Consider the following 25,694-nt stretch of genomic DNA (forward strand, 5'->3'; position numbering starts at 1 on the left):
TTTATTGATCATAATTTCTGCTGAGCTGCAATAAATTGAAAAAACGGATGAGGCGTGTACTGTTTTCTTTTTTGCTTGTGGAAAAAGGGTTTTGAATCGTCTGCGGTTAACTATTTAAAGAGAAAAATTTCCGGCAAACGAGGGATCTCATATGTCAAAAAAACGGAAGTCACACACATTACTGGAATGGGGCAAGGCGGTTTTGCTTGCAGTGGGACTGGCTTTGATCATCCGTCTATTTCTCTTTGAACCCTATTTAGTTGAAGGATCATCGATGGATCCAACTCTCCATGACGGTGATCGCCTGTTTGTGAGCAAATCAAGTTTTATGATCGGCGACGTGAAGCGGGGAGATATCGTCATCATAGATAGTGATGAAAAGGATGTTCATTATGTGAAAAGAGTCATTGGGCTTTCTGGCGATACAGTGGAGGTTAAAGGTCATAAGCTGAAAATAAATGGAAAGCAGCTTGAGGAGCCGTATTTGCTTTCAAATGAAAAGAAGGCGGAAAAACTTGGGATGTTTCTGATGGATGATTTCGAACCTGTCACTGTTCCGAAGCATGACGTTTTTGTCATGGGAGATAACCGGACAAACAGCATGGATTCGAGAAATGGTCTTGGATTCATTTCAAAGGACCGCATTGCCGGAAAGGCAGAATTTGTGTTCTTTCCATTTGAAAAAATAAGAAAAACAAAATAATGCTAAAGATGTAACCAAGTGGAAAACACTCTCGTCTATTCGTTTATATAAAAGGGGAGTGTGTTGAAAATGAAAAAGGCTGGAACGATCATCGTTATCCTATTTCTCGCATTATTTAGTGCAGCGTGCAGCAGTTCAGAAAGCGGGTCAGAAAAAAGTGCGGACAGCTCAGGCGGAGAATCTGCAAAAGAGACGGGTGACTCTGATATGGCCATGCATTCAGAAGGCGGGCAGGCTGACAAGGCAGAAATATCCTCACCTGAAAACAAAGCTGTCCCTTCTGCACCTGAAAACCGCAAAGTCATTTATACGGCTGATCTGTCTATTAGGGTGAAAAACTTTAATGAAGCTGTTTTTTCTTTTCAAAGTACCATTGCTTCATTAGGCGGATATGTCATTGAATCAAATACATATACAAACGAGGATGAAATGCCGAAAGAAGGATCCCTGACAGTCAAGGTGCCGCAGGATAAATTCCAGAGCTTCTTAAAAACCGTTGAAAAGGGAAGCGTAAAAGTGAATCAGCAGACGGTCACAGGCCAGGATGTAACAGAGGAATACGTAGATCTTGAATCAAGACTTAAAGCGAAAAAGGCCGTAGAGGAACGGCTTCTAAGCTTTATGAAAGATGCTCAAAAAACAGAGGATCTGCTGAAAATATCCTCTGATTTAAGTGCCGTACAAGAGGAAATGGAACAGATTACAGGCAGAATCAATTACTTAAAAAACCAAACTTCTTTCGCAACGATTACGATGCATATCTCAGAGGATAGGGTTACTGTGCCGGGACTTGAAAACAAACATTTGAATACATGGGATAAAACGAAAAAACAGTTCATGGAAAGCTTGAACTCTCTGCTTGCAGCCGGTTCTGCTCTAATTGTTTTTACAGCTGGAAATCTTCCTGTTCTGCTCGTTTTATTTTTAATCTGTTTTGCGTTGTGGCTTGGAATTAAAAAATACATGAATAAAGGCAATTCAGCGCCTCCCACTGATATGGGAGAATAATCTCTGGTTTTCTTTTTTCCATGATTGGGAAAAAGAAGAAAAAGGCGGGATGGAAATATGAAGGATACTATGTATATAAAAGCATGCTCTAAGTCGAAAAAAAATTGTGTATCAACCGTAAATACTTCGAGCTACCACCAAATGGAACCGATCTCTTTTATATGTGATGCAAGCGCCGCAATGAATCATCTAAGAAATGCACTTCACTCAATGGAGCATGCGGAAATTGCTGAGCAAAGCGAGAATCGTCTTCATGCTGTGTTTAGATCGAAAGTCTTGAAATTTAAGGATGATGTGGAGTTTTTCCTCGAACCCAGAGAAAAGAAGATTCATTTCAGGTCAGCATCACGGATCGGCTATTACGATTTTGGCGTCAATCGAAAACGCATGGAGGAGATAAGAGATCGATTCGGCAGAGAAACGCGCAGAATCGAAAAAACAGACATCCGATGAGGTTGTCTGTTTTTAAGAGAGAAGTAAGTATAAAATTTTGCGCTTCGATGTCTAGCTCCACCTCCTAGCCCCTCGGCCAGAACGGCTCCGTCTGTAAAGGCAAAAAGCGCCTTTTCAGCCGGATCCTTATCTGTCTGTCGGGTCTGACCAGTCGGTTCCGCTTTTCTAGATGTCTAGCTCCATCGCTCAGGCTCCTAGGCTAGAAAGGATCCGCGAGTATTGGCAAAAAGCGCCTTTACTGGCGGATCCTTATCTGTCATGCCTGCGCTAAACGGGCGCTTGCGCTTTTCTTATGTGTATATCAGCGTCAAAACGAGCATCGTGACAAAAACCGCTCCGATAATTCCAAGAATTGATTTTCCAAAAGATACCTTCGCATCTATTTTTCCGTATTTAGTTAAGATTTTTTTGCTGAAATAGTGGACGATGAGATAGATGACGACAAGGCCGATGAAGAAAGTGATATTGCTCGTCTGAAACCCTGTAAAAGCAAGGAACAGTCCGGTAAATAAAATATAGAGAGAGTATTCTAGGAGTGTAAGCAATTTCATATGGGATAACCTCCGGGATGTAATACACATAATCCTACCATAAAAATGCACCGTTCAAAACGTTTGGAATGTGAACATTAGATGGACTTTGCATAAATGACCCGATTATTTTCATGGCAAACCTTCATTTATTATTTTTTTTCGCCAGTTCGTGTTATAATTTTGTAGATTATGTATAGATGGAGGACTAACTTTAATGATTACAGTAAGCAATGTTGGATTACGATATGGTGACCGCAAACTTTTTGAAGATGTTAACATAAAATTCACCCCTGGCAACTGCTATGGTTTAATTGGAGCAAACGGTGCAGGGAAATCTACTTTTATTAAGATTCTCTCAGGAGAGATTGAAGCACAGACAGGAAACGTCAGCTTAGGACCTGGAGAACGTCTCGCAGTTCTAAAACAAAATCACTTTGAATATGAAGACTATGAAGTGATGAAGGTTGTTATTATGGGCCATGCCCGCCTTTATGAAGTGATGCAGGAGAAAGATGCCATCTACATGAAAGCTGACTTTTCAGATGAAGACGGCATGCGTGCAGCTGAGCTTGAAGGCGAATTTGCTGAACTTAACGGGTGGGAAGCTGAGAGTGAAGCTGCCATTCTTTTAAAAGGGCTTGGCATCACAGATGAGCTTCATGACAAGAAAATGGCAGACTTAACAGGCGGAGACAAAGTGAAAGTATTGCTTGCTCAAGCTTTGTTCGGCAAGCCGGACGTTCTTCTTCTTGATGAGCCTACGAACCACTTGGACATCAAAGCGATTCAGTGGCTTGAAGAATTCCTGATCAACTTTGAAAATACCGTTATTGTTGTATCCCATGACCGTCACTTCCTTAACAAAGTATGTACGCATATTGCGGACCTTGATTACGGGAAAATTCAGGTTTATGTCGGAAACTATGATTTCTGGTATGAATCAAGCCAGCTTGCAAGCCGCATGGCATCTGATGCAAACAAGAAAAAAGAAGAGAAAATTAAAGAACTTCAAGCGTTTATTGCGCGTTTCAGTGCTAATGCTTCGAAATCGAAGCAGGCTACATCAAGAAAGAAATTGCTTGATAAAATTTCCCTTGATGATATCAGACCATCTTCACGCCGCTATCCTTGGGTCGGCTTTACACCTGAGCGAGAAATCGGCAACGATGTTCTCCGCGTTGACGGCATCACAAAAACAATCGACGGTGTAAAAGTTCTTGATAATGTTAGCTTTATTATGAACAAAGAAGATAAAATTGCCCTTGTCGGCCGTGATGAAATCGCGATTACGACTCTATTTAAAATTCTAATGGGCGAAATGGAAGCAGACAGCGGAACATTCAAATGGGGAGTTACTACTTCTCAAGCTTATTTCCCTAAAGACAACAGCGAATTTTTCGAAGGCGTTGAATCAAACCTTGTTGACTGGCTTCGCCAATACTCGCCGAACGACCAAAGCGAAAGCTTCCTGCGCGGGTTCCTTGGAAGAATGCTCTTCTCTGGTGAAGAAGTTCTTAAAAAAGCAAGTGTCTTATCCGGTGGAGAAAAAGTCCGCTGTATGCTGTCTAAAATGATGCTCAGCAGCTCAAACATTCTTCTGTTAGATGAGCCTACGAACCATTTAGACTTAGAATCAATCACAGCCCTAAATAACGGATTAATTGCATTCAAGGGTGCAATGATCTTCACATCTCATGACCATCAGTTTGTTCAAACGATTGCAAACCGCATTATTGAGGTTACACCAAATGGCGTGATTGACAAACAAATGTCGTATGATGAGTACCTTGAGAATGAGGATGTTCAAAAGCAGATTCAGACTATGTATGCATAAAAAACGGAATAGCTTTGCCGAGAGCAAGCTGTTTTCCGTCATTTAATACAAAAAACCGCCAAATCGGCGGTTTTTTATTTTTCCTCTATCCAGCTGTCGACAAGATCTCTGTTCTTCTTTATCCACTTTTCTGCGCCTTTTTCATAGGCATCAGGTTCTTGTGTCAGTGATTCTTCCTGAACGTATTTAATAAGAGAATTTAATTGTTTATCATTCATTTTCCACTCTGACATCCATTTCACAATTTCCGGATGTTCTTCCGTAAATCCGATTCTTGACATCGAATGAATTTTATCAGGAGCACCGTACACATTTTTAGGATCGTCTAGGTACTTAATGTCGTAATCTGCGAACACCCAATGCGGACTCCAAAGCGTAACAACAATCGGTTCTTTCTTTTTATACGCTTTTTTAAATTCTGTCAGCATGGCAGCCTCGGAAGATTCAACAAGCTCATAGTCAAGGCCGTACTTCTGCTTCGCTTTTGTTGTCAGCTGCATCAAGCTTGAACCTGGATCGATCCCGATGATTTCACCATTGTATTCAGCTTTTTTAGAGTTCAAGTCTTCGATGCTGTTAACATCCTTCATATACTGGGGCACCGCAAGTCCAAGTCGTGTCCCTTCAAACCATGGCTCTCCGATTTCAACGTCTTTTTTAAACTTATCATAGAGCGGTTTGTCGGTAAGCGGGAGCCAAACTTGTCCGGTCACATCGATATCTCCCCGGGAAAGACCTGTCCATAGCGCGATTTTTTCAAGTTCAATGATTTCAACGTCATATCCTTTTTCCTCAAGAATCAGCTTCCATAAATAAGCAGTCGAAATGTTATCAATCCAGTTTACCATGCCGATTTTAATTTTTTTATCCGTATTTCCAGGAGTACATGAAGATAAAACAAAACAAAATAAGATTGCCATTGTTATTGCGTAAAAGCTTTTTTTCACTAGTAAAACCTCCAGCCGTATTATGTAACAAGTATGTTATTCCCTATATAAATGTATTGGAAACATTTAATTTGTTTCAATTTCTATTAGAGGGGGTAAAGATAACTGGTTCCGTTTTAGCAGCCGTCCATCATATATTCTTCCTATTCGAGCGGAAAAATTACATATTTCATTTTTATGATGTGAAAACTGAAACAATAGAAGTCGCGAGTGAGAGGTGTTTTGTACTTGAAAAAAGTGAAGCTAAAAGTGAATGAGATTACAAAAGTATTCGGGAAAAACCCGCAAAAGGGTGTAGATTTGCTGAAAAAAGGCAAATCAAAAGCAGAGATTTTAAAGGAAACAGGGATGACTGTCGGAGTTAACCAGGCAACCTTTGAAGTTTATGCAGGTGAAATTTTTGTCATCATGGGACTGTCAGGAAGCGGGAAGTCTACACTTGTAAGACTGTTAAACAAGCTGATTAATCCTACATCAGGCCATATTTACATTGATAATGAAGATATTATGAAGCTAAAAGGCGAATCCTTAAGGGAAATGCGCCGAAAAAAAATGAGCATGGTTTTCCAGCGCTTTGCCCTGTTTCCTCATCGTACTGTCGTTGAGAATGTGGAATATGGACTAGAAGTACAGGGAATGGAAAAGAAAGAAAGACACGAGCGTGCCAAAGAATCATTGGAGCTTGTAGGGTTAACAGGATACATGGACAGCTATCCGAGCGAACTCAGCGGAGGCATGCAGCAGCGTGTCGGACTTGCGCGTGCTTTGGCCAATGCACCTGATGTCCTCTTAATGGATGAGGCGTTCAGCGCCCTCGATCCTCTTATTCGCAAGGACATGCAGGATGAGTTGCTTGAGCTTCAGGAAAAAATGGAGAAAACGATTATCTTTATTACTCATGACCTTGATGAGGCCCTTAGGATTGGAGACCGCATCGCCCTTATGAAAGATGGATCGATTGTTCAAATCGGAACTCCGGAAGAAATCATGACAAATCCTGCAGACGAATATGTAGAACGATTTGTTGAAGACGTCAATTTATCTAAAGTCATTACGGCAGGTTCGATTATGAGCCGTGCGGAAACAATCCTGCTTGACAGAGGCCCTCGTGTAGCGCTCAAGCTTATGAGAGATGCAGGATATTCAAGTGTCTATACGGTCGATAAAAAACAAACGCTGATGGGACTAATATCTGCTGATGACGCAGTTAAAGCAATCAACGAAGATTTGCCGACAGAAACATACGTTGAGAAAGATATTCCTTACGTGACGGTGGACACAGTTCTCGACGATCTTTATGAAAAAATGGCATCGAGCAAGTATCCATTGCCTGTAGTGGATGAAAACATGAGAATTAAGGGAATTATTAAACGCGAGAAAGTGATTCAGGCTCTTGCGGGAACAGAGAAAAAAGAGGTGAATGTCCATGAATAACATTCCTAAAATTCCAGTCGGCAGATGGGTTGATGGATTTGTCACCTATTTAAATGAAACGTTTGAAGGCTTTTTCGGCTGGCTTTCAGATGGGATTGAAGGATTTACCGATCTTATTGTATACGGATTAATGGCTATACCTGCTTTATTGCTGATTTTGATTGTAACAGGCATAGCATGGTATGTGAGCCGAAGCTGGTCATTGCCGGTTTTAGCTTTTGTCGGACTGCTGTTTATTGTTAACCTTGGATATTGGGAACAGACAATTGATACCCTGTCACTTGTCTTAACCTCCGTTATTATTTCGATTATCATTGGAGTGCCGATTGGGATTATTGCTTCTCAGAATGAAACATTTTCAAAAATTATGACGCCAATCCTGGATTTAATGCAGACAATGCCTGCATTTGTTTACTTAATTCCGGCGATTCTTTTCTTTGGTATTGGAGTCGTTCCAGGGATCATAGCTTCTGTTATCTTCGCTATGCCGCCGACCATCAGATTGACAAACTTGGGGATTCGCCAGGTTCCTGAAGATCTGGTTGAAGCAGCCAATGCATTTGGATCAACCACTATGCAGAAACTTATTAAAGTTGAACTTCCGCTTGCCACTAAAACCATTATGGCGGGAATTAATCAAAGCATCATGCTTGCTCTCTCAATGGTCGTTATTGCATCACTTGTAGGTGCTCCCGGGCTTGGAGTGGATGTTTACAGGGCTGTAACAAGAATTGAAGTTGGACGGGGATTTGAAGCGGGAATTGCTATTGTCATCCTGGCTATTATTTTAGACCGCATTACTCAAAATCTTGGGACGAAGAAAAAAGAAGGTTAAGAAGAAATCCTGCTTATTCCGAGCAGGATTTTTTGTCTTTTCTTAAAAGCTTCTATAAACTTATATATGAAGGGAAGGGGATGGAAAAGTGAAAGTTTTAGTAGTTGGTGCAGGAGCGGTGGGCGGATATTTTGGTGCCCGTCTTGCCGAAAAAGGGGAAGATGTCACGTTTTTAGTCAGAGAAAAAAGGGCACATTTGCTGAATGAACAAGGTCTGCAAGTAAAAAGCATACACGGAGATTATCAGCATCGTGCAAAAATAGTGCTTGCAGGAGAGAAAAGGGAACCATTCGATCTCATCCTGTTATCTGTCAAAGCTTATCATCTGAAAAATGTCATGGAAGAATTAGCTCCATTTGCAGGAAATCAAACACTCATTATGCCGCTTCTAAATGGATTCGCCCATTTAGAGATGCTGCAGGAGAGATTCTCTGAGGATCGTGTCATCGGCGGTTTATGTTTTATTGAATCGACAGTGGATCAGAATGGGGCAATCGTGCAGACCAGTCCGATCCATGAGCTCGTCTACGGGGCACTAAACAGTGAGCAGGCTGAAGCAGTTGAAAAACTGGAAGCATTATTTGCCGGCTCAAATGCTGAGATTCGAAAGAGTGACAGGATACTCGCTGATATGTGGCATAAATATATGTTCATCTCCGGCTTGTCTGGTGTCACAACACTGTTCCGTTCACCAATCGGTCCCATCCGCGAAAATGAATTCGGAATAAGTGTTACACAGAAACTCTTTTATGAAATCGGATCGATTATGCGTGCGGAAGGTGCGCCAATTGCTGATGGAATTGAAAATATTCAGCTCGGAAAAATACATAACATGACACATGGAATGAAGTCCTCCATGCAGAGGGATATGGAAAAACTGACAGAAGTCGAAGCAGATCATCTGCAGGGGTATCTATTGAAGCTTGCCGAAAAACATAAAATAGAAGCGCAGGTTTTATCGATGGTGTATGCGAATTTGAAGATATATGAGAAGAATCGCTAAGAGAACCTGCCTGCGTTAAACTTAAGTAAGTGAATAGCATTAGGAAAACGCCCAATTTTCTAATTGGGCGTTATTATCATTTTGACAGCAATTGATAAAGGTACATTTTTGTACATAAATACTAATTCACTTGTGTATGATTCCCCATCTGGGCAAACTCTCTGGTTTTGTGGAATCAAAGGGGCCGTATGATTCCACAACTGGCAAACTTCCGGGTTTTGTGGAATCAAAGTGGTTGTATGATTCCTCAATTGAGCAAACTTCCGGGTTTTGTGGAATCAAAGGGTCGTATGATTCCTCAATTAGTCAAACTTTCGGGATTTGTGGAATTAAAAGGGTCGTATGATTCCTAAATTGACCAAACTCCCGGGTTTAATGGAATCAAAGTGGTCGTATGATTCCTCAATTAGTCAAACTCCCGGGTTTTATGGAATCAAAGTGGCCGTATGATTCCTAAATTGGCCAAACTCCCGGGTTTAATGGAATCAAAGGGCCGTATGATTCCTCAATTGGTCAAACTCCCGAGCTTTATAGAATCATAGACCGTATGATTCCACAACTGAGTAAGCACCCGGGTTTTGTGGCATCAAAGAATGCGAATGATTTTACAGTTGAATGAACGAAATGGACGACTGAAGTGTACTGAATACTCAACAAGCACACCTCTTTCTTCCTGAAAAAAACCAACAAAAAACGGGTGCAAATTGCTGTGCAATTTACTGCCCATTTTCTTACCTATTGCATATTGCATGCCATTTTAAGAAAGCTATTTCTGCAATGCCTCCAGCTGATCATACAGCCAGGCATGATCTAAATTTTCACCGATAAAAACAAGCGTCTTTTTCATTTTAACAGGCTCTTTTAAGTAGAGCGGCATGCCGTAAGAATACTGAAACAAGTACGTATCCTGGGAATGTGTAAAGGAAAGGTAACCCTTTATGCGGTAGATCGTATCAGGCATGTTTCTCAGAAAATCTTCAAAAGCGTCAAAATCAATTTGTTCTTCAAAGGTATGAACATATGTCTTTAAATGAAGATCGAGCTGTACATGTGTTTTTTGATGCTCCTTCTGCTGCTTGCGGGTTAAATGCTGAAAATCGCTTAATCTTATATTGGCGTATTGAGTCAGCAGCACTTTGGAATCAGGGGCAATGTTCTGAATGTCAAAGACGAGGGATGCCTGTTTTGATTCTGAGAGATTGTCCACTTTATTCAAAAGAACAATATCAGCATGATGAATTTGTTCCTGCAGGAGCTTTTGAAGCTGAATGCTTAAGGCACGGCGATCATGATAGCGGGCGCCATCAACAAGCGTTACGATGGACCCAATGGCTAACTTTTCAGCAAAAACAGGCGATAAACAAGCGTCCAGCACTTCAATCGGATGTGCCGCACCTGTTGTTTCAATATAGATCGCATCTAGATCGTATTGTGAGAGCATACCCTGGAGCTGTGCTTCTAATTGCCCTTGCATTGTGCAGCAAACACATCCATTCAAAAGCTCTTTTAAAGGAATATCGTCCGAGACAGCGTCAGAATCGATGGATACTTTCCCGAGTTCATTCATAATGACGGCAATTTTTCGGTTTTTATCTTGTTCTTGTTTTAAAATATTTTTTAATAGCGTTGTTTTACCCGCTCCTAAAAATCCAGATAATATGTAGACTTCAACAGATTTCATCGTTTTACTCTCCCGTTCAGGTTGATATGTCTCATCGTACATGAATTCTGCTTTTTCCGTCAATCATCTTCATAAAATAAGAAAATTCAATGAACATGTAAATCTTTCTATTGTTTATTCCTTTAGTTCACTATAGAATGAAAACTGTTGACACTTTTCCTAGCAATCTAGTAGGAATTGGCAGTATGTGTTAATGAAAGGCTGTTTTTTGCAAAGACTGAGATTAGAAAACAATGTCTTCCTAAAGAGCCTAGTGAAAACGCCTGGGGGTTACGATACGTTGAAAAAAATTGCATGGGTAACAGATAGTGTATCTTGCATTTCTGAAGATACTGCTGAAAAATACGGGATAAATGTAGTGCCGCTCTCGATCATATTTGATGGGAATTGTTATAAAGACGGCATTGAACTGACAAATGATGAGTTTTATGAAAAGTTAAAAGCATCGAAAGTTTCACCAACAACAAGTCAGCCTGCTGTCGGTGATTTCGTTCTATTATATGAGAAACTGAAACAGGAATACGAAATGGGGATTGCCATTCATGTGACTTCAAAAGTAAGCGGCACCCTGAATGCTTCCATGCTCGCTGCAGAAATTGCCGGGTTTAATATGGTTCATATAGATTCTAAAATTGGCGCAAAAGCTCAGGAATACATGATGCTTGAGGGTGCCCGCATGGACCGGGAAGGGTATACAGGCAAAGAAATAGCCGAACATTTGCAGGAGCTCCCTGAGCGGGTAAGAGGACTTAACTTGATTGGCAGCCTAGAGCAGCTTCACAAAGGGGGACGTGTCTCCGGCGTGGGCATGGTAATCGGCAATCTGCTGCAAATTCGCCCGATTATTGAGTTTCAGAATGGTGAATTGGTTCAGCTTGAAAAAGTAAGAACGACCAAAAAAGCTGAAAACCGCATTTTCGAACTTTTTAAAGCATCCTATACAGAAAAGGGTGTTTATGGAGTAGCTGTCATTCACAGCAACCTCTTTGAAAAAGCGGGTGAGTGGAAGGAAAGACTTTCGCAAATCGACCCGTCATTGGAAATTGAAGTTGGAGATTTAAGTCCTGTGATTTCCGCTCATGTAGGAGAAGGAACAATAGGACTGATGTGGTTTGAAAAGAAACCATCTGAGAAATAAGAAAAGCGCAAGTGCCCGTTTAGCGCAGGCATGACAGATAAGGATCCGTTAGTGAAGGCGCTTTTTGCCAATACTTGCGGATCCGTTCTGGCCGAGGAGCCTGAGCGCTGGAGCTGGACAAAGAAGCGCATAAAATATAAATTTTAATACTATAAATAGAAATCGCCTGGAGTGAATCTCCAGGCGGTTTTTTAAAATTTAGCCTAAATGGCCCAAGTACCCTTTCTGAACAGCGGCTCGCTCGTGCCGTCTTCCAGGATCCCGTCAATATCCATTTCAGCAGAACCAATCATAAAGTCAACATGTGTGATGCTTGAATTGACGCCGTTTTTCTCCAATTCTTCGCGGGACATTTTCTTTCCGCCTTCAATACAGAAAGCATAAGCATTGCCGATTGCCAAGTGATTGGATGCATTTTCATCAAAAAGCGTATTATAGAATAAAACATTAGACATCGAAATAGGTGAATCGTGCGGAACAAGAGCTACTTCCCCTAGGTAATGGGAACCCTCATCTGTTGCCACAAGCTCTTTTAAAATTTCTTCGCCTTCTTCTGCCTTTACGTCTGTGATCCGGCCGTTTTTAAATGTAATCGAGAACTTATCAATGAGGTTACCGCCGTAGCTGAGAGGTTTTGTGCTTGCTACAACTCCATTTACGCCTTCTTTTTCAGGAACTGTGAACACTTCTTCGGTCGGCATATTGGCCATAAATTCATTACCTTGTTCATTAACGCTTCCTGCACCAATCCAAAGATGTTTTTCAGGAAGCTCAATTGTTAAATCTGTTCCTTGTGCACGGTAATGAAGCTTTTTGTACTTTTTGCCGTTCAAATATTCTACCTTGCTGTTCAGGGATTGATCATGTTCTTTCCATGCAGCTACAGGATCTTCAAGATCTGTGCGGGTTGCTTTGAAGATTGCATCCCACAGTTGTTCAACTGTATTTTCGCCGGCTTCCGGGAATACTTTTGCAGCCCATTTCTCAGATGGAACCGCGATTACAGACCAGCTTACTTTGTCTGCCTGAACATAATTTCTGTATGTAGATAACGCAGTGCCTGCAGCTTTTGAATTAGCAGCAATTCTCTTTGAGTCGATGCCTTTTAATAAATCAGGGGAAGATGAAACGATCGACATGAAGGCAGCGCCATTTTCGGCAAGCGCTTCAAGACCCTTTGCACGCCACTCAGGAAATTCTTCAAAAGCCTCCTGCGGTGCAAGCTCAAACCTAGTGCGGGTTACTTCATCGTCATTCCAGTCTACCTGCACATGTTTTGCACCTGTTTCATAGGCTTTTCTTACAACTAAGCGAACAAATTCCGCTGCATCAAGTGAAGCGTTGATGACAAGAGTTTGTCCTTTTTGAATATTTACGCCAACCTTAACAGCAAGCTCTGCATATTTTTCGAGATTATTTTGAAAAGAAGTCATTAGTTTATCTCCTTTAACCAGAATTAGTTCTATTTTATCAGAACTGCTAAGATTAGGAAATGAAAAAGACTGAGTATTCTATATACAAACAGCTGTCAGATCGGAATACTTTATCAAATTGGCGAGAAAAGATAGAATATAAGGTGAAAGAAGGTGGAATCGTGCTTGATCAGCAATTCATCAAAACAAACCGGCAAAAAGCATTGTTGGAAAAAGCTTCTGAGCTTGCAGAGCAGTTTTCTGAGCGGGCAGATTATTATGATCGGGAGGCTCTTTTTCCTTTTCAAAACTTTCATGATTTAAAAAAAGCGGGATTCTTGAAATTATCAATCCCAGGAAAATATGGCGGTGACAATCTGTCTCTTTATGAATTTGTGTTGATACAGGAAAAACTGGCACAGGGAGACGGGGCAACAGCTTTATCGCTCGGCTGGCATCTGGGAATCCTCATGAACATTAGAGAAACTGAAAAGTGGGATGAAAAAACGTATGCCCGGATTTCCCGAGAAATCATACAGTTCGACAAATTACTGAACAGTGCCGCTTCTGAACCGAATGGAGGAAGTCCTGCAAGAGGCGGCAAACCTGAAACGACAGCAAAGCGGAGCGGTGATAAGTGGATTATTAACGGCAAGAAAATATTCACATCTCTTGCTCCTGCACTTGATTATTTCCTGATCACTGCAACGATCGAAGATACTGGAGAAGTAGGGGAATTTATTATTCCAAAGGAATCTCCCGGTTTGTCCATTGAAGAAACATGGAACACGCTTGGAATGAGAGGAACAAGAAGCGATGATTTAATTCTTGAGAATGTGGAACTTGAACTAGAAGCGATGACAGGTTTGAAAATGAAACCTTCTAAAGGAGCGTCTCCGCAAGGGTGGCTGCTTCATATACCTGCATGTTATTTGGGAATTGCCATAGCAGCGAGGAATTTTGCTGTCGAATTTGCAAAAAAACATCAGCCAAACAGTTTAAATCATCCCATTAAAGATTTGCCTGAAGTGAGAAGAAAGATTGCAAACATGGACCTATCGCTTCTGACTGCTAGACATCTCTTATATGGAACAGCGGAAAAATGGGACACTGCTCCAAACGAACGGAATAAACTCGGAGCAGAGCTCGCAGCTGCCAAGACAGTTGCTACAAATACAGCAGTCGAAGTGGTCGACCTTGCCATGCGGGTAGTTGGCGGACAAAGTATCTTTAATTCCCTTCCTCTCCAAAGGTATTACAGAGATGTAAGAGCAGGGCTTCATAATCCTCCGGCGGATGAAATTACGTTCGCCATCCTTGCAGACCAGGCTTTTAGTGAGGGAACGGGAAAATGAACCTTCCAAGAGAGTTTAAACAAACGATTATAGGAGTTCATGGAGATAAAGGGGAAGCCTGGATCCGTAAACTTCCTTTCATCATTGCGGGGTGCGAGCAGACTTACGGCCTGAAAATAGGCGATCCTTATAAATTGTCATATCATTATGTAGCTCAGGCTATTAAAGCAAATGGGGAAGAGGCAGTTGTTAAATTCGGACTCCCAAACCATAAAGATTTGATTGCTGAGAGCATCGCATTAAAAATACTGGGCAGGGGCAATGGCATGGTTAAACTGATTGATGAACATATAAATGACGGCCTCTTAATTTTGGAAAAATTAAACCCGGGCACCATGCTTTCAGAGGTTGAAAGTGATGAAAAAGCTATTTTAGCTGCTTCTTCTGTTATGAAAAGAATTTGGCAGCCGTATGCAGGCGGTCATCCTTTTCCTCACTTGTCAGATTGGATGTCTGGCTTAAGGAGGGTGGAGAAAAATATCATAGATGAAAAATGTATACATAAGGCTGAGGCTCTTTTTGCTCAATTAATAAACACCATTTCTAAACCCATTCTATTGCATGGCGATCTCCATCAGGATAATATTTTGAAAAAGGACAGGGACTGGATTGCCATAGATCCCAAGGGGGTTATAGGTGAAGCTGAATTTGAAGTCACAAGCTTCTGTAAAAATTATTTATTTGATAAAAAAAATCCCCGGGACGTGCTTGAAAAGAGAATTGAGCAGTTTGAAAAAGAATTAGGTATGGACAGAAGCCGTATGATTGGCTGGGGGTTTTGTCAGGCTGTGCTAAGTGCATGCTGGTGTCTGGAGGATGGGGCTTCCTGCTTTGAAGAGAATCTTCAACTGGCCGGAATATACGAATCCATGATGTAATTGCTTACAAATACTGTTGACAGATTTTGTTTGATTATCATATACTAATATCATTCTAATATCGGAAAGGAAAAGGTACTGGAGACATGTGGAACTAATCTTATTTTCTAAACGTTTTTTGAATAAGCAAAAAAACGAGACCTAGAGAATAGGATGAGTGCGCTCATTTTTCATACCATTTCCAGCTGAAGACCCAAATCTATGCATCTTTCTGCATTTTTTGGCGGGTATTCCGTTTATTTCATATGGTTGAAATCCTCTCTAGGCGAACTTGGGAGGTTTTTTTATGGCTAAAAAAGAAAGATTAGTAAAACAGCGGCATGCAAATACAATCCTTAATGTGAAAGATGTAAAAAAACAATATGGAGATCAAGTCATTCTTGAAAACATACAGTTTGAATTGAAACAAGAAGATTGTGCCGGATTAGTCGGCTACAACGGAGCAGGCAAGACGACGTTAGCCAATCTGATTTTTGGGAAGCTTCTTCCTGATGAAGGCAGCATTACGAGAAAAAAAGATCTGAAAATCGGATATCTGCTGCAATCAGTTGATTACACCGTACATGATTTTAAAGGGGTCTTAGAAGATCAAAGCTTTGAGAGAATTTTTGAAACAACAAAAAAATTAGGGCTTGAAAAAGTGCAAAATTGGAAGGAAGACCGGCTTCATCATTTAAGCGGCGGGGAGAAGCTGAAGCTTGCACTCGCTCATGTATGGACCACAAATCCCGATCTGCTGATTCTGGATGAACCGACCAATCATTTGGACTACCATGGAATAGAATGGCTTGCAGATCAGCTGAGGACCAATACTTGCGCCGTGCTGATCATCTCCCATGACCGTTACTTTCTTGACAGGACCGTATCTCATATTTTCGAATTGGAAAATAAGAAGATAAAGGAGTTCAAAGGGAATTACACGGCATACAGGAACGAGAAGAAAAGACTGGCAGAAGAACAAAAGCATCAGTATGAAGTGCAGCAGCGCTATAAAGCGAAAATTGAAGGGCAAATGGAGAATTTAAAGAATTGGTCAGAAAAAGCGCACCGGGAATCAACCAAACAGGGGAGTCCTTCCGAACGGAAACAAATGGGCTTTAAAGAATACAACCGGGTAAAGGCGAAAAAAATGGACATTCAGATCCGTTCTAAGATGAAGAGGTTAGCGGCTGAACTTGAAAAGGATAAAAAAGAAAAACCCCAGGAAGAAGCTAAAGTCATGTTTCAGTTCGATTCTAGCGGAAAAAGGGGCAAGCGCGTACTTGAAGCAAAAGCGCTTGAAAAAACGTTTGGGCAGCTTTCCCTGATTAAGAAAAGTCATTTTTATATTAAACATGGAGAAAGAATAGGCATTATCGGAAAAAATGGAGCCGGCAAATCGACTCTCATTCGGATGATTCAAGGGTTGGAGGACGTGACCGGCGGCGAGCTATGGAAAAGCGAAACGATGAAGATCGCCTATTTAAGCCAGGACGTAAATGATTTAAGGGAAGATGCAACCGTTCTTGAAGCTCTGGATCTTCATGAGAGGGAACAGATTTTAAGAGCGCGGACCACTTTCGCAAACATGGGACTGACTGAGGAGAAGCTTAAGCAGCCGATTGGTTCACTAAGCCTCGGTGAACGCACAAGGGTGAAGCTTGTGTCTATGATCCTGAAAGAATACGACGTTCTCATACTCGATGAGCCGACAAACCATCTGGATCTCCCGAGCCGGGAACAGCTTGAGGAGACGCTTGATGAGTTTGAAGGGACCATCATCATTGTGTCTCATGATCAGTATTTTATGAACAAATTGTGTGATAAGCTGCTCGTATTTGAAGACGCGATGGTAAGAAGAGTTGAAATGAAGCTCGATGACTATTTATCAAAGGGCAGAAATGAATGGAATGAAACAGATACTGAAAAAGAGCTGCTTAAAATCGATCATCAGCTGACAGCTGTGTTAAGCAAACTCAGTGTAATAAGCAGAGAAGACCCTTCTTTTGCAATGCTTGATGCAGAGTACAGCAGACTTCTTCAAGAAAAGAGGAAGCTGATAAGATGATAAAAAAGGCTGAGTCGCAATGACTCAGCCTTCTATTATCTATTTAGTTTATTGAAGCTGCTAAAATTTGAACTTCAAGACTGCCGCTTTTTTGATCGACTATCGTTTTGATAATAACAGGAAAATCTTTATTATTCATGAATTTAAAATCGTAGCCGCCCCATGAAACAGTCGCATCCTGATTGATAGGGACATAACCGACTTCTTTGGAATGGTGGTGAAGTTCGATTATTTCAAGGCCGGCTTTTGCAACAGCGTTGTACAAAGTGCTTGATGTCTGACAGATTCCTCCGCCAATTCCTTCGACAAACTCTTTATTTACAATCTCAAGCGCTTTTTGGTAGCCGCGTGCAGGGGTTCTCTCCCCGACAGCCAAATTAAAATAAAATCTGTCTCCTGGCCCCAAAACGATGTCATCAATTGCATTCGATGAAAGGGCAATGTTGGTGCTTCTTCCTGCAACAGAAGGATTAAACGTTGTTTTGTAGCTTCCGATCACTGTTTGCGCAGCGCCATTTAAGGCTTCCTGTGTAATATTTGGAGCTGTTTCCGTAATTGGCAGCAGAATTTCGTGACTGAAAGCAGATAGATTCAGCAATTGATTGAATAGAGCTTCTTCATCAAGCACTACACGGCTTTGACCCGGTAAAAGTTTGCCGTCTTCGACTTTTGAAGGAGTCATTGGCTGATCAAATTTATCAGCCATTTGCCGGACCAGAGCCTTCATATCCTCTTCATGCTGCTCTTTATCTTTATCGTCAGCTGGTACGAATGTTGCTGCTGTACTGCCATCTCTGCTGTCAATCAGAGCAAACTCCCGATTTATTTCCATCGCCTTTGAAGAAACAGCTTTTGCACTCACCGCATTTTTCGTCATGATAAGGCTCTCTTTTTCTACTAAACCGCATCCGCTTACAACTAAAATAATTGACACGAACAAAAATAAGCGTTTTATCTCGTTCTCCCCCAGTGAAAATGCAGATTATTTTATGTGAATCATACAATAGGTAAGACGCATGTGAAAAGAGAAAAGTTTCAAAAATCTGGAGAAAAAAAGAATAATTTTCAAATGATTGTTTATTTTGAAGAAATATGGAGAATAGATTATAGAACATACGTTCTTTTATTTGCAGAAAAAAAAGAACCGCATTCAGTTGCGGCTCTTTACAGCTTACTTTGATACTTTTTGCAGCTTGTGAATGACCTGAAGAGATCTTCCAGTTCCGATTGCCACTGATTCAAGCGGGCTTGGTGCAAGGTGAACAGGAACAACAATTTCTTCACTGAGCCATTCCTGCATGCCTTTCATTAAAGCGCCTCCGCCTGTCAGAATCACCCCGCGGTCTACAATATCGCCGCTAAGCTCTGGCGGGCAGTCTTCAAGGGTAGCACGGATCGCTTCTAGAATATGAAGCAATGATTCTCTCATTGAATTCTGCATTTCAGTTGATGACAGAGTGATCGTTTTTGGAAGGCCTGTAACAAGGTCACGCCCTCTGACTTCCATTAACAGCTCGTCATGCTTGACAAGAGCATAGCCGATTTCCATTTTAATGTTCTCAGCCGTGCGCTCACCGATTAACAGGTTATAGTTTTTACGGACATATCCAATGATATCCTCATCAAGCTGATCTCCGCCGATTCGGATGGAGTGGCATGATACCACGCCGCCAAATGAGATAATGGCAACCTCTGTTGTCCCGCCGCCGATATCAACAATGACATTTGCAATTGGTTCATCTACGGGAAGATCTGCGCCAATTGCAGCTGCAACAGGCTCCTCAATTAAATGGACAATTTTAGCACCTGCATTTTTTACTGCATCGTGAATGGCACGGCGTTCAACACTTGTTGCACCTGAAGGAGTACATACGACAACAGTAGGTTTTCTGATTGAGAATCCTAATTTTTTCGAAGCTTTTTTCATAATTTGCTTAAGCATTTCAGTTGTTACATCATAATCAGCAATGACACCGTCTTTAAGCGGACGGACCGCCACAATTTTACCCGGCGTTTTGCCAATCATGCTTTTTGCTTCCGTCCCTACAGCCAAAACATTTTTTGTTACTGTATCAATCGCCACAACGGACGGTTCATTTAACGCGATTCCTTTTTCCTTGCTGTATACAAGAATATTTGCTGTACCTAAGTCAATGCCAATTTCAGAAGTAGAAAACATTTATTTTCACCCAATCCTCATAGATTTCGAGTCTTTTATATTCATTCTGCAAACAGTGTCGATTTATGGGGGTACCAGTCCTTTTTTGATGTATTTTTTTTGAACTTCAGGGAATAAGAAAGAGAGAATTGAAAAAAAGGAAGTGCATCTATAATGGAAGTGAAATTTTGCCGGCATTCATTTGTTGTAAAAACCAGCATCGTTCTGCCGTCTGATACAAACAATTACGGAACTTTATTCGGCGGTAAGCTGATGGCTTATATTGATGACGTAGCAGCCATTTCGGCCATCAGGCACGCTCGCTCGCATGTTGTTACGGCATCAACGGACTCTGTTGATTTTCTGCATCCTATTTATGAAGGAAACTCCGTATGTCTTGAAGCATTTGTAACATACACGGGGAGAACATCAATGGAGGTTTTTGTAAAGGTCATAGCAGAAGATCTTCTCAACGGAAATCGAAATGTATGTGCTCTATCTTTCTTAACAATGGTTGCAGTAGATGAACATAATAAGCCAACTCCCGTCCCGAAAGTTGTTCCAGAGTCAGATACAGAAAAGACGCTGAATGACTCAGCACTCAAGCGGGCAGCCATCCGGAAAAAGCGAAAAGAAGAAACCGAATCAATGGCAGCCGCATTCGGAACAGATTATCCTTGGCTGTAAGGGGACTGGAGAATAGAAGTGGATTTTGATCAGAGCCTAGAGGAGCAGGGATACACCCTGATCCTTAGGCTTAAAAAAGGATAAAGGGAATAGAACTTGACTCTTTTTCATTATGCTGAAATGAAATCTTCATAAATGCCCCTAAAGAAATTAATTAATAAATGGATGTATAGATATGGATTAAAGGGGGGGGTAATTAATTAATAATCTTTATCTATGATAATCTGTGGACAGAAAACAGTTTCTTCTGCTAAAAAAGAAGTATATTCAACTATTAGACTAGTCTATAATCCTATAAAGGCTTTTAGGAAGCAGCATCATACAAAAAAGGAGAAACGAAATTGAAGCAGCTATGTATAATACCATGCGGAAATAAAAAAATTTGGGATAAGGAGCCCCACCTTGGACAAGTTGAAGCTGAAAATGCCTATACAGGGACCTTTCATTTGCTTTGCCGCCAGTATGCAGAAATGTTTTTTGATGACTGGGTTATTCTTTCTGCGAAACATGGATTTTTATTTCCTGAGGATTTAGTACCCGGAAATTATAATGTCTCTTTCAGTATGAAAACAAAAGAAGTAATAAAACTTGAAAAACTTCAGATGCAGGCAAATGAAAAGAACCTTCATCAATTTGAAGAGTTTGTTGTACTTGGAGGGAAGAAATTCAAGCCTATTGCAGAAAATACACTTAAAGGAAAATTCATTTATCCGCTTCAGAATTGCAGAGGAATTGGTTATATGCAGCAAATGCTGAAAAAAGCGGTACTGACTGAACATAGTCTGCATGATTAATAGATGCAAACCAAGCGTCGGAATATGCTGATAAATCAGAAAATGGTATACTGAAAAAAATAGAACCCGAAAAGGTGCTGCGATGAACAAATATGCGGGCAGAATGATAATAACTTTTCTAGCTGTATGTATTCTGATTTTATGGAATATCTTTGACTTTATCTTTGGGAGTCAGTCCGTTCCTATGCTGTACAGCAGTTTATTCTGCGTCATCATCTTGGCTGTTGTCTGGAAACTGGGAACTTATTTTGATCATTCCAAGCTGTTGATTCAGCAGCTGAGCGAAAGCCAGCGCCGCTATAAAAACCTGCTTGATGAGACAAAGATGGTCCTTGAGAACATCCAGGAAGTGGTGTTTCAAACGGATGGTGAAGGGAACTTTATTTACTTAAACCCTGCGTGGACGGATTTAACAGGTTATGAACGTTCTGAAAGTCTCTATGCAAGCTTTTATCATTACATCACTTTTGAGGAAAAAAAGAGAGTGAGAAGCACGCTTGCTGACTATACGGCTTCGAAGCGGGTAGAGGGAAGACTTGAAACATCCTATCGCAAGAAAAGCGGCGGGGAATTTTATGCTTATGTTCATTTCAAAATGTACTATGACAATGAAGGCTATTTGATTGGAACAGTTGGGACAATTCAGGACATTACAGACAGAAAGCTTGAAGAGAGGGAATGGAGAGAGATGAATGAGCACCTTGCACTGAAATCCCAAAAACTGTCCATTGCCGGACAGCTTGCTGCCGGAATTGCCCATGAGGTGAGGAATCCTCTTACATCCATCAGCGGTTTTCTGCAGCTTATTAAAAATGAATTTCCGGACAAAGATTCTTATTTTGATATTATCTTTGGAGAAATCAAGAGAATTGAGCTGGTCCTAAGCGAAATGCTTGTATTGGCTAAACCGCAGGCGATTCATTTCAGAGAAAAGAATATGGTTTCCATTTTGGAGCAGGTGGCTGTCCTTATTGAATCTAATGCCATTTTACATAATATTCAGCTTGAAAAAAGCTTTCCTGCCGAAGAAATTATTGTTGATTGCGATGAAAATCAACTTAAACAGGTATTTATCAATCTGATCAAAAACGCGATTGAAGCACTGCCAAATGGGGGGAATATCCATATGAGCTGCAGACTCAAAGGCGAGGCTGTGATCATTTCAATTGAAGATGACGGGATGGGAATTCCAAAAGAAAAAATCTCAAAACTTGGCGAACCCTTCTTTTCTACAAAAGAAAAAGGAACTGGTCTCGGCCTGACTGTATGCTTAAGAATCATTAAAGACCATTACGGCCATATCAATGTACACAGCAGCTTAAATAATGGGACCACCTTTGAAGTTGTATTGCCTGTTGTCAATCGGAATTCTATATTAGAACGTGTTTAAGAGGAGATTGGTAAGATGAACTGTCATTTATTTGTTTATGGAACACTTCGTTATATGGAGAAAAATCATCACTATATAAAGCAGGGAACGTGCATTGCCGAACAGGCCTGGACCAATGGTTCGCTGTTTGATTGGAATGATGGCTATCCAGCAATGACTGTAGACCAGGATACAGTCTACGGTGAGCTCTATGAAATCGATGAGGATCTTCTTCCCGAGATTCATAAATTAGAAGGTTACCTGGGACCGGAAGCAAATGACAGCCTGTTTGAATTTGTTCCTGTCCGGGTCTATACCGATACATTGGCGCATGATGCCTTTTGTTATGTGATAAAGCCTGAGCAGGCTGATGGGATGAAGAAAATAAAGAGCGGAGATTGGAAAGAATATCAATTCATCCTGAATCCTCCAGCTGAAACGTATTATTTTGCTTATGGCTCATGCATGGATACAGAACGTTTTCAAAAAGCGGCTGTTGAGCATCATTTTGCAGATGTTATCGGCGGCGGAAAAGCAGAAAAGTACTCTGTTAAATTCACTGTAACGATGGAAGACGGGGGCCGGGCTGATTTAGTTGAAGACGGCGGAAGTGCTGAAGGCATTTTATATCGTGTACCTGAGGAAGCAGTGGACTATCTTTATATGCGTGAAGGTGTTGACTCTAAAACGTATCGTCCTGCTTTTATCCGTGTGGAAATCGGTGAAAAGGTGTATGAGCAGTGCCTTACCTTTACTGTCATTCAGAAAAAAGAAGAATTCCGCCCGCCAAGCCACTACTCAACAGAAATACTGAGAGGTGCTGAAGGAAGACTCGGGGATGAGTATGTCGAAAAAATCCGGGCATATATGAACGCTCTTCCCGAATATAAACCGTGATAGGCAGAGGAGAAATTTTCTTTGCCTATCATCATTCCAAAACATGTTCAGCGCATCACAAAGTTTGCATGTTTTGGAATTTAGAATCTGTGATATAAGAGCATTAGAACACAATAAAGGAGATGTGGCCCTTTGGCTGAACTTGATAGCGTCATACTTAGCCGGATGCTTACGACATTGACACTTGCCTTTCACATTATTTTTGCAACGATTGGAGTCGGAGTGCCTGTTTTAATATCGATCGCCGAATGGATAGGAATCAGAAAAAAAGATCCCCACTATATTCTGCTTGCAAGGCGCTGGACAAGGGGTTTTGTTGTTACAGTGGCAGTAGGGGTGGTTACCGGAACATGCATTGGATTGCAGTTATCCTTACTGTGGCCGAGTTTCATGGAAATTGCCGGACAGGTTATTGCCTTGCCGCTTTTTATGGAGACCTTCGCTTTTTTCTTTGAGGCAATCTTTCTGGGGATCTATCTTTATACATGGGACAGGTTTAAAAAACCAATTTATCACTGGCTGATTTCCATTCCGATTATGATAGGATCGTCAATGTCAGCCGTCTTTATCACTACAGTTAATGCGTTCATGAATACTCCTCAGGGATTTACGCTGAATGGCAGAACAATTACCGGAATAGATCCGATAGCGGCCATGTTTAATCCTGCGGCGCCTTCAAAAGTCTTCCATGTGCTGATGTCTTCGTACATGACTTCAGCGTTTGTGCTTGCTGCTATAACTGCCTTTATGATTCTTAAAGGAAGAAGAACAGACTATCACCGTAAAGCCTTGCAGGTGACGATGGTCTCGGCACTTGTCTTTTCACTGGGGACAGCGCTTGCTGGAGATCTTTCGGCAAAATTTTTGGCAGAGCATCAGCCTGAAAAGCTGGCTGCGGGTGAATGGCATTTCGAAACTGAAGCGGGTGCTGATTTAATATTATATGGCACCTTAAATGAAGACGGAGAAATCCGCAATGAAATTAGAATTCCTAAAATGCTCAGCTTTTTATCGTTCAATGATTTTAATGCAGAAGTAACAGGATTAAATGAAATTGAAGAAAACTTAAGACCCCCACTTTGGATTCACTATATGTTTGATGTCATGGTAACCATTGGGATGTTTGGTCTGGGCCTGTCCATGCTGTTTGTTTTATTTGGAAAAATAAAGAGGCTTCGCGGTTTTCAGTCATGGCTTTTATGGCCGATTGTAGCAGCCGGACCGCTCTCCATGATTGCGATCGAGGCTGGCTGGATATTTGCTGAGGTAGGCCGCCAGCCATGGATTCTCAGAGGATATATGAAGGTAGCTGAAGGAGCGACGACTTCAGACCATGTAGGATTAATGTTTCTGCTGTTCTTCGGACTGTACACACTGCTTGGAACACTGTGCATCATCGTGCTTAAGCGCATGTTCAAAGAAAATCCGGCAGAAGCGGAGCTTGAGTACCGGTTTAAATAGGAGGGAGAAGTCTAAATGGATATTCCGATCATTGGCATGACGGTTCTGTGGATCTTTCTGTACGGATATTTAATCGTTGCTTCTATAGACTTTGGAGCAGGTTTCTTCGCTTTTTATGCGCAGCTGACCAATCGGGATGATATCGTGAATAACTTAATCAGCCGCTATTTATCTCCAGTGTGGGAAGTGACAAATGTCTTTTTTGTTTTCTTTTTTGTTGGAATCGTAGGTTTTTTTCCGCAAACAGCTTATTATTATGGCACAGCGCTGCTGGTTCCGGGAAGCATAGCGCTGGTTTTAATAGCGATCCGCGGCTCGTTTTACGCATTTGGGAACTACGGAGCTAAAGACAGTCTTTTTTATACGTTTTTATATGGAGCCACAGGACTTCTGATTCCCGCTTCCCTGTCTACAGCTCTTTCAATATCAGAAGGGGGATTTTTAGAAGAGCGAAATGGCACTGTCGTCTTTCTCGCAAACGAGTTATTTACAAGTTTTTATTCATGGAGTGTAGTGTTTCTTGCCATTGTATCCGTACTGTTTATCAGTGCTTCTTTTTTAACCTACTACGCAGATCGTGCTTCAGACAGCAAAGCTTTGTCGCTGCTTAGAAGGTTTGCGCTGTTTTGGGCTCCGCCTACAATCCTTGCAAGCTTTCTTGTTTTTCTTTCTCTTCAGCAGCACAATCCCCGTCATTTTAGCCAAGCGCTTGATCTTTGGTGGATGTTCGGATTGTCTCTTTTGTTTTTTATGACATCCGTCTGGTTAATCTATAAAAGAAAGAATCTTGGAACGGCCTTTATAATGGTGATGCTGCAATTTTTCTTTGCCTTCTTCGGGTATGGGGCGTCTCATTTGCCGTACATTCTGGATCCGTTTGTGACCATTTATTCCGGATATACGAATGAAACGATGGGAATTTCACTTGTTATCGTTTTTATAGCCGGGCTGCTGCTTTTGATTCCATCGCTTGTTTTGCTTTTGCGCCTGTTTTTGTTTGATGCAGAATATGTAAAGGGCAAAAAGTAAAGCTTGTAATTTTTTTTAATAAGGAATAAAGTTATGTT

Annotated in this window: 24 protein-coding genes; 18 read left to right on the plus strand and 6 right to left on the minus strand. The window is 41.3% G+C overall.

Going from position 1 to position 25,694, the window contains the following annotated elements:
• The first annotated feature begins 151 nt into the window (after positions 1-151).
• The 3 genes from lepB (at position 152) to GJU41_RS05575 (ending at position 2,164) form a co-directional block, all read left to right on the plus strand.
• Positions 152-703, plus strand: coding sequence for a signal peptidase I (gene lepB, locus GJU41_RS05565; protein ID WP_070878961.1), 552 nt, complete (start codon positions 152-154; stop codon positions 701-703).
• Between the two features lie 69 nt (positions 704-772).
• A complete protein-coding gene (locus GJU41_RS05570; RefSeq protein ID WP_070878962.1) occupies positions 773-1,711 on the plus strand; it encodes a DUF4349 domain-containing protein in 939 nt (312 codons plus the stop codon).
• A gap of 57 nt (positions 1,712-1,768) precedes the next feature.
• Positions 1,769-2,164: a DUF1499 domain-containing protein gene (locus GJU41_RS05575; protein ID WP_154318129.1), complete on the plus strand. Its 396-nt coding sequence runs from the start codon at positions 1,769-1,771 to the stop codon at positions 2,162-2,164.
• A 290-nt stretch (positions 2,165-2,454) separates the two neighbouring features.
• Here the strand turns inward: GJU41_RS05575 and GJU41_RS05580 are convergent, their stop codons facing one another.
• A complete protein-coding gene (locus GJU41_RS05580) occupies positions 2,455-2,715 on the minus strand; it encodes a hypothetical protein (RefSeq protein WP_070878964.1) in 261 nt (86 codons plus the stop codon).
• Between the two features lie 196 nt (positions 2,716-2,911).
• Here GJU41_RS05580 and GJU41_RS05585 point away from each other — a divergent pair, with 196 nt between their 5' ends.
• Positions 2,912-4,531, plus strand: coding sequence for an ABC-F family ATP-binding cassette domain-containing protein (locus GJU41_RS05585; RefSeq protein ID WP_070878965.1), 1,620 nt, complete (start codon positions 2,912-2,914; stop codon positions 4,529-4,531).
• A gap of 74 nt (positions 4,532-4,605) precedes the next feature.
• Here GJU41_RS05585 and GJU41_RS05590 read toward each other — a convergent pair whose 3' ends face one another.
• The gene (locus GJU41_RS05590) at positions 4,606-5,478 is read right to left on the minus strand and encodes a glycine betaine ABC transporter substrate-binding protein (protein WP_070878966.1); all 873 of its coding nucleotides are present in this window, start codon (positions 5,476-5,478) and stop codon (positions 4,606-4,608) included.
• 228 nt (positions 5,479-5,706) lie between these two features.
• Here GJU41_RS05590 and GJU41_RS05595 point away from each other — a divergent pair, with 228 nt between their 5' ends.
• The 3 genes from GJU41_RS05595 (at position 5,707) to GJU41_RS05605 (ending at position 8,750) form a co-directional block, all read left to right on the plus strand.
• Positions 5,707-6,912 carry a quaternary amine ABC transporter ATP-binding protein gene (locus tag GJU41_RS05595; RefSeq protein ID WP_154318130.1) on the plus strand — a complete coding sequence of 402 codons (1,206 nt, stop codon included), beginning with the start codon at positions 5,707-5,709 and terminating at the stop codon, positions 6,910-6,912.
• Positions 6,905-7,747, plus strand: a complete 843-nt coding sequence (locus GJU41_RS05600; protein ID WP_070878969.1) for an ABC transporter permease — start codon at positions 6,905-6,907, stop codon at positions 7,745-7,747. Before GJU41_RS05595 ends, GJU41_RS05600 begins: the two co-directional genes overlap by 8 nt.
• A gap of 88 nt (positions 7,748-7,835) precedes the next feature.
• A complete protein-coding gene (locus GJU41_RS05605; protein ID WP_070878970.1) occupies positions 7,836-8,750 on the plus strand; it encodes a ketopantoate reductase family protein in 915 nt (304 codons plus the stop codon).
• 766 nt (positions 8,751-9,516) lie between these two features.
• Here the strand turns inward: GJU41_RS05605 and GJU41_RS05610 are convergent.
• Positions 9,517-10,431 carry a CobW family GTP-binding protein gene (locus GJU41_RS05610; protein WP_070878971.1) on the minus strand — a complete coding sequence of 305 codons (915 nt, stop codon included), beginning with the start codon at positions 10,429-10,431 and terminating at the stop codon, positions 9,517-9,519.
• Positions 10,432-10,711: 280 nt separating this feature from the next.
• On the opposite strand from GJU41_RS05610, the gene GJU41_RS05615 reads away from it, so the two are divergent.
• On the plus strand, positions 10,712-11,569 hold the full coding sequence (locus GJU41_RS05615) for a DegV family protein (RefSeq protein WP_070878972.1): 858 nt from the start codon (positions 10,712-10,714) through the stop codon (positions 11,567-11,569).
• Between the two features lie 203 nt (positions 11,570-11,772).
• On the opposite strand, the gene GJU41_RS05620 is transcribed toward GJU41_RS05615, so the two are convergent.
• Positions 11,773-13,002, minus strand: coding sequence for an aminopeptidase (locus GJU41_RS05620; protein WP_070878973.1), 1,230 nt, complete (start codon positions 13,000-13,002; stop codon positions 11,773-11,775).
• 59 nt (positions 13,003-13,061) lie between these two features.
• On the opposite strand from GJU41_RS05620, the gene GJU41_RS05625 reads away from it, so the two are divergent.
• From GJU41_RS05625 to abc-f, 3 genes are all read left to right on the plus strand, one after another.
• Complete coding sequence (locus GJU41_RS05625) at positions 13,062-14,336, plus strand: acyl-CoA dehydrogenase family protein (protein ID WP_154318131.1); 1,275 nt, start codon at positions 13,062-13,064, stop codon at positions 14,334-14,336.
• Positions 14,333-15,214, plus strand: coding sequence for an aminoglycoside phosphotransferase family protein (locus tag GJU41_RS05630; protein WP_070878974.1), 882 nt, complete (start codon positions 14,333-14,335; stop codon positions 15,212-15,214). Before GJU41_RS05625 ends, GJU41_RS05630 begins: the two co-directional genes overlap by 4 nt.
• Positions 15,215-15,500: 286 nt before the next feature.
• Complete coding sequence (abc-f, locus tag GJU41_RS05635) at positions 15,501-17,261, plus strand: ribosomal protection-like ABC-F family protein (protein WP_154318132.1); 1,761 nt, start codon at positions 15,501-15,503, stop codon at positions 17,259-17,261.
• A 43-nt stretch (positions 17,262-17,304) separates the two neighbouring features.
• Here abc-f and GJU41_RS05640 read toward each other — a convergent pair whose 3' ends face one another.
• Positions 17,305-18,138 (minus strand): VanW family protein, encoded by an 834-nt coding sequence (locus GJU41_RS05640; protein ID WP_139149168.1) that lies wholly within the window; start codon positions 18,136-18,138, stop codon positions 17,305-17,307.
• 141 nt (positions 18,139-18,279) lie between these two features.
• Between GJU41_RS05640 and GJU41_RS05645 the strand changes: the two genes are divergently transcribed.
• A complete protein-coding gene (locus tag GJU41_RS05645) occupies positions 18,280-18,441 on the plus strand; it encodes a hypothetical protein (RefSeq protein WP_154318133.1) in 162 nt (53 codons plus the stop codon).
• Here the strand turns inward: GJU41_RS05645 and mreBH are convergent.
• Positions 18,433-19,440, minus strand: a complete 1,008-nt coding sequence (gene mreBH / locus GJU41_RS05650; RefSeq protein WP_070878977.1) for a rod-share determining protein MreBH — start codon at positions 19,438-19,440, stop codon at positions 18,433-18,435. The genes GJU41_RS05645 and mreBH overlap by 9 nt on opposite strands.
• 153 nt (positions 19,441-19,593) lie before the next feature.
• Between mreBH and GJU41_RS05655 the strand changes: the two genes are divergently transcribed.
• The 6 genes from GJU41_RS05655 (at position 19,594) to GJU41_RS05680 (ending at position 25,656) form a co-directional block, all read left to right on the plus strand.
• On the plus strand, positions 19,594-20,106 hold the full coding sequence (locus GJU41_RS05655) for an acyl-CoA thioesterase (RefSeq protein ID WP_154318134.1): 513 nt from the start codon (positions 19,594-19,596) through the stop codon (positions 20,104-20,106).
• 341 nt (positions 20,107-20,447) lie between these two features.
• Positions 20,448-20,900: a DUF6884 domain-containing protein gene (locus GJU41_RS05660; protein WP_070878979.1), complete on the plus strand. Its 453-nt coding sequence runs from the start codon at positions 20,448-20,450 to the stop codon at positions 20,898-20,900.
• Positions 20,901-20,982: 82 nt separating this feature from the next.
• A complete protein-coding gene (locus tag GJU41_RS05665; RefSeq protein ID WP_070878980.1) occupies positions 20,983-22,290 on the plus strand; it encodes an ATP-binding protein in 1,308 nt (435 codons plus the stop codon).
• A gap of 15 nt (positions 22,291-22,305) precedes the next feature.
• On the plus strand, positions 22,306-23,166 hold the full coding sequence (locus tag GJU41_RS05670; RefSeq protein ID WP_154318135.1) for a gamma-glutamylcyclotransferase family protein: 861 nt from the start codon (positions 22,306-22,308) through the stop codon (positions 23,164-23,166).
• Between the two features lie 132 nt (positions 23,167-23,298).
• A complete protein-coding gene (locus GJU41_RS05675) occupies positions 23,299-24,627 on the plus strand; it encodes a cytochrome ubiquinol oxidase subunit I (protein WP_224771171.1) in 1,329 nt (442 codons plus the stop codon).
• Positions 24,628-24,642: 15 nt separating this feature from the next.
• Entirely contained in the window at positions 24,643-25,656 is a 1,014-nt protein-coding gene (locus GJU41_RS05680; protein WP_154318136.1) for a cytochrome d ubiquinol oxidase subunit II, read from the plus strand.
• Positions 25,657-25,694: the final 38 nt, after the last annotated feature.

It is taken from the genome of Metabacillus idriensis, from assembly GCF_009674765.1.
Classification (GTDB): Bacteria; Bacillota; Bacilli; order Bacillales; family Bacillaceae; genus Bacillus_P; species Bacillus_P idriensis.